Source organism: Comamonas sp. B-9 (assembly GCF_000410635.1).
Lineage (GTDB): Bacteria > Pseudomonadota > Gammaproteobacteria > Burkholderiales > Burkholderiaceae_C > Comamonas.
Genome location: NZ_KE148631.1, coordinates 59,341 through 63,890, shown reverse-complemented (window position 1 = coordinate 63,890; position 4,550 = coordinate 59,341). Strand labels below are relative to the sequence as shown.

The following is a 4,550-nucleotide window of genomic DNA, read 5'->3' as shown; positions in this document are numbered from 1 at the left end:
CGGCCGCGACGTCTCCCTGGGCGATATCTGGCCGACGCCCGACGAGGTGCAGAAGCTGATGAAATTCGCGATGAATGGCAAGGCTTTCCGTGCCAACTACGAAAAGGTCAGCAGCGAGCCGGGCAAGCTCTGGGAGAAGATCAAGGGCGTGACCGGCGCCACCTACACCTGGCCGGACAGCACCTATATTGCCGAGCCACCCTTTTTCAAGGATTTCTCGCTGGCAGCGCCCGAGCCCGGTGCCGAGCAGCGCGACAATGCGGTGCGCAAGGCCCGGGTAATGGCGCTATTTGGTGATTCGATCACCACCGACCATATCTCGCCCGCTGGCTCGATCAAGGACAGCTCACCGGCCGGCCAATGGCTGCTGGCCAACGGCGTCAAGAAGAGCGACTTCAACAGCTACGGATCGCGCCGGGGCAACCATGAGGTGATGATGCGCGGCACCTTTGCCAATGTGCGCATCAAGAACCAGATGCTGGCGGCTGGGCCGGACGGCTCGCGCGAAGAGGGTGGCCTGACGCTTTACCAAAATCCGGGCGAGGAACAGGGCAGCAAGCTCTTCATTTACGATGCCGCCATGCGCTATATGGCAGCGGGCACGCCCACCGTGGTGTTTGCCGGCGAGGAATACGGCACCGGCTCCAGCCGCGACTGGGCGGCCAAAGGCACCCAGTTGCTGGGCATCAAGGCGGTGGTGGCGCGCAGTTTTGAGCGCATCCACCGCGCCAATCTGGTGGGCATGGGCGTGCTGCCGCTGCAGTTCAAGCAAGGCGAGAGCTGGGAGACGCTGAAGCTGCGCGGGGACGAGCTGATCGACATCGTGCCCGACCCCTCGCTCGCGCCGCGCAGTAAGGCCAAACTGGTCATCCAACGCGCGGATGGCAGCGTTACCGAAGCCGAGCTGGTGTTGCGTATTGACACGCCTATCGAGGTCGAATACTACAAGGAGGGCGGTATACTGCCCTTCGTTTTACGCCAGTTACTGTAAGAGTTGACCTACGCGCGACTAACACGGGCCTTGTTTGCAACGAGGCCCGTTTGCATTTGTTGACCGTTACTGGTCAAATAGATGGACGTTAGTTTACTTTTAATTACATTTAGTCAACTATGGCCCACCCCTACACCCCCTTGTCGCTAGGCAGGCGCATGCACGAGATCCACACGCGGATCATGTGGTGTTTGCTCGCTGGCGGGGTGCTGTTGGCGGGGCTGGTGTCTACCGATGCGCAGGGCGTGGGCTTTGCCCGGGCGCTGCAGACCTGGGTGCAGGTCTTGCTGCTGCTCGCTGCCCTGGCCACCCTGGGCTGGGGCGGGCGCCTGCTGCTGCAGGGCAGCGCTGGCAGTGCTTTCATGGGCCGGCCGCTGTGGGTCTGCAGTGCCGTGGCGCTGGGCGGCTTTGCGGTGGTGCTGGCACTGCCGCTGCGCTTGTCTGAACACGGCAGCCGGCCGGCCTTGTGGCTGGAGCTGTCCGTCAATCTTTTGCTATCAATAAGTCTATTGATAGTCTCCCTAGAGTTATTGTCCTCTGCGCGGCGCAACCGCCCAGGTGCCGTGCCCCGCGCGAGCCACTGGCTGCAGCTGCAAAGCAATGGCGCGGTGCTGACGGCGACGGCGCTCTTGGTGGCGGTGACGGCGGTGGTCGCGCAAGGCCTGGTCGATCTGGACGGCGTGCGCCGCTATGTCTTGCCGCTGGGTATGCTGGCCTGCTGCGCCTGGGCTGCGGTGCAGAGCCGCCATTTTGCCGGCCAGTCTGGCCGCTGGACGGTGTTGAGACTCGCGGCCGCCTTGGCCGTGGGCGCAGCGGCCATTCTGCTGGGCGCGGGCAGCCACTGGGCGATGCTGCTGGAGCAGGCGGCCTGGTGCTATGCGCTGTCGGTGCTGGCTCTGGTGTTGATCATGGCCTCGCTGCGCCACAGCCTGGTGGGCTGGGCCTCGGCCCACCCGGCGCGCCTGCAGGGCGAGGAATGGCTGGAGCAGGCCCCCATCGGTGTGGTGCGGGTTGACGGCGCGGGCGCCATCGTGCATGCCAACCGCACCCAGCTGGACTGGCTGGGCGTGTCCAGCCTGGTGGACCAGCCCTGGACCGCAGCGCTCGCCCCCAGCCTGCGCAGCCAGGCCCCTGATTGGCTGGCACGCTTGCGCGCAGGGCAGTCGCTCGCCTTTGAGCAAAGCATTGATACGCCCCAGGGCCTGCGCCACTTCCAGACCGATATCCTGGTCGCCCCGCAAGGGCGCGATGCGCATGCCTTCATGCTGCTCTCGCACGATGTGTCAATGCAAAAGCTGATGGTCGGCCGCGTGCAGGAGCAGCAGTCGCAGCTGGTGTCGCTGGTCAGTGCCATCCCGGACCTGGTCGTGCTCAAGGGGGCCGATGGGCGCTTCTTGCACTGCAACCAGGCGTTTGAGCGCCTGGTGGGCCTGGCACACGCGCAGATCATTGGCCGCACGACTTCGGACCTGGGCCTGCAAGGGCGCATGCCCTCTGATTGGGAAACCGACCTGCGTGCGCGCAACAGCAACACGCCCGTCGTCTACGAAGAGACCCTGCAGTTTGCCGACAATGGCTACCAGGGCCGTTTCGAGATCACCAAATCGGCCATTCGCGCCGCCAATGGCGAGGTCACCGGCCTGCTGTGCATCTGCCGCGACCTGGCCGAGCGCAGCCGCGCGCGCAAGGAGATCGAGCGCCTGGAGTTCTTCGATGTGCTCACCGGCCTGCCCAACCGCCGCATGCTGATGGACCGGCTCGAATGGTCGATCATCGCCTGCAAGCAGCGCGGCACCTATGCGGCGCTGCTGTTCATCGATCTGGACAATTTCAAGGACCTCAACGATTCGCTGGGCCACCAAAAGGGTGACCGGCTGCTGTGCGAAGTAGGCAAGCGCCTGATTGCCAGCGTGCGCAGCGGCGATGTGGTCGCGCGCTTTGGCGGCGACGAGTTTGTCGTGCTGGTCGAGAACCTGGGCGCCGAGCGCGTGCAGGCCGAAGCCCATGTGCGCTCGGTGGTCGAGCATGTGATCACCCGTTTCAAGCAGCCCTTTGTGCTCGACGGCCAGTCCCACCACAGCACGCCCAGCATTGGCGTGACGGTGTTTGGCGACCATGAATCGCTGACGGTGCAGGAGCTGCTCAAGCGCGCCGACCTGGCGATGTACGAGGCGAAATCGGCCGGCCGCAACACGCAGCGCTTCTTTGATCCGCAGATGCAGGCCATCGTCAACGCGCGTGCCAATCTGGAAAGCGATCTGCGCCAGGCTATCCACGACGGCGAGCTGCAGGTCTACTACCAGCCGGTGATGAATGGCAGCGGCAGCCTGGTGGGCGCGGAAGCCTTGGTGCGCTGGCGCCACCCGGCGCGTGGCCTGGTCATGCCGATCGAGTTCATCGACCTGGCCGAGCAGACCGGGCTGATTGTCGACCTGGGCAACTTCGTGATGCGCACCGCCTGCGAGCAGCTGGCGCTGTGGGCGGCCAGCCCCTCCACCCAGGCGCTGACCATGTCGGTCAATGTGAGCCCCCGGCAGTTCCACAACCAGGGCTTTGTCGATGAGGTGCTGGGCATTGTGGCGCAGACGGGTGCCAACCCCGCATGCCTGAAGCTGGAGCTGACCGAGAACCTGCTGCTGGGCGATGTCAACGAGACCGTCAACCGCATGCGCCAGCTCAAGGAGCGCGGCGTGGGCTTCTCGCTCGATGACTTTGGCGTGGGTTATTCATCGCTGTCCTACCTCAAGCGCCTGCCGCTCGACCAGCTGAAGATCGACCGCAGCTTTGTCAGCGATGTGCTGAGCGATGTCAGCGACGCGGTAATTGTGCGCACCATCCTGGCACTGGCCCAAAGCCTGGAGCTCGAAGTGGTGGCCGAAGGTGTGGAGAACTCCGAGCAGGTGGACTTCCTCGTCAGCAACGGCTGCAAGCGCTTCCAGGGTTTCCACTTTGGCCGTCCGGTGCCGATTGGCGAGTTCGAGCGCCTGCACGGCTTCGCCAGCTTCCGGCCGGCTTGAGCTGCCCCATCGCCGGGTGCTGAAGCCAGCCACGAGGGCTGTTGCGCTAGCGCACAAGGCGGGCCCTGCAATCTGGGCACAATGGCGGTATGCATGAACAGATTTTGATCGCTGGCGGCGGCATCGGCGGCCTGGCTGCTGCGCTGGCCGCCATTCGCGCGGGCACCGAGGTGCGCCTGTTTGAGCGTGCTGCGCAGTTCAGCGAAGTGGGCGCCGGTGTGCAGCTGGGCCCCAACGTCGTGCGGCGCCTGCAGGCCTGGGGCCTGCAAAGGCCGCTGCAGGCGGTGGCAGCCTTTCCGCAGGCGCTGGTCTCGCGCAATGCCATCAGCGGGCAGGAGCTGGCCCGGCTGGACCTGGGCGCGCAAGCGGTGGCACGCTACGGCGCGGCCTACGCCACCATCCACCGCGCCGACCTGCACCAGCTGCTGCTCGATGCGGTGCGGCCCAGCGCCGATCTGCACCTCAACCTGGACAACGCCGTGGACTACCACGAGGACAACGGCCGCGTCGTCACCATCACCACCAAGCAGGGCAAGCAGATC

2 protein-coding genes and 1 pseudogene are annotated in these 4,550 nt (G+C 65.1%); all 3 read left to right on the top strand.

From position 1 onward, the window contains the following. Positions 1-991: pseudogene (gene acnA, locus H928_RS33580) on the top strand (aconitate hydratase); the annotation flags it as partial. Between the two features lie 158 nt (positions 992-1,149). After that, positions 1,150-4,008 (top strand): bifunctional diguanylate cyclase/phosphodiesterase, encoded by a 2,859-nt coding sequence (locus H928_RS28635; protein ID WP_021027730.1) that lies wholly within the window; start codon positions 1,150-1,152, stop codon positions 4,006-4,008. Positions 4,009-4,097: 89 nt separating this feature from the next. Then, positions 4,098-4,550 (top strand): FAD-dependent oxidoreductase (locus tag H928_RS33575; protein WP_021027729.1); only part of this gene is annotated, 453 nt, incomplete at its 3' end.